General features: G+C 67.0%; 1 protein-coding gene. It reads right to left on the bottom strand.

Annotated features, from left to right (window positions below; genetic code table 11):
* Nucleotides 1–276 (bottom strand): PfkB family carbohydrate kinase (locus AAEZ05_RS28510; RefSeq protein WP_350649941.1); only part of this gene is annotated, 276 nt, incomplete at both ends.

The raw sequence follows: 276 nt of genomic DNA, 5'->3' as shown, positions 1-276 counted from the left end.
CCATATGGGTGCGGTAATAGGCGCCCTCGGCGCCGAGCTTGATTGCCACGGCTTCGGCGCCCTGGTCGAGATAGAACGCGGCGATGTCTTGCGGGTCGTCGAACCCGGTGAGCAGGCGACCTTCGCCCAGGCCCGGCAACACCCAGTCGGCCAGAGCGGCGAGGGCATTGATTTCGCGGATCATCTGCGCCTGGCTGGCCCACAGGGACGGGCGCAGGTTCGGGTCGAACGACACGCTGCGCCCGGCCTTGCGCATTTGCGTCATCAGCTCGAACG

The sequence above is a fragment of the Pseudomonas sp. HY13-MNA-CIBAN-0226 genome, assembly GCF_040310305.1.
GTDB classification, from domain to species: Bacteria; Pseudomonadota; Gammaproteobacteria; order Pseudomonadales; family Pseudomonadaceae; genus Aquipseudomonas; species Aquipseudomonas gregormendelii.
This window is presented reverse-complemented; position numbering and strand designations above follow the sequence as displayed.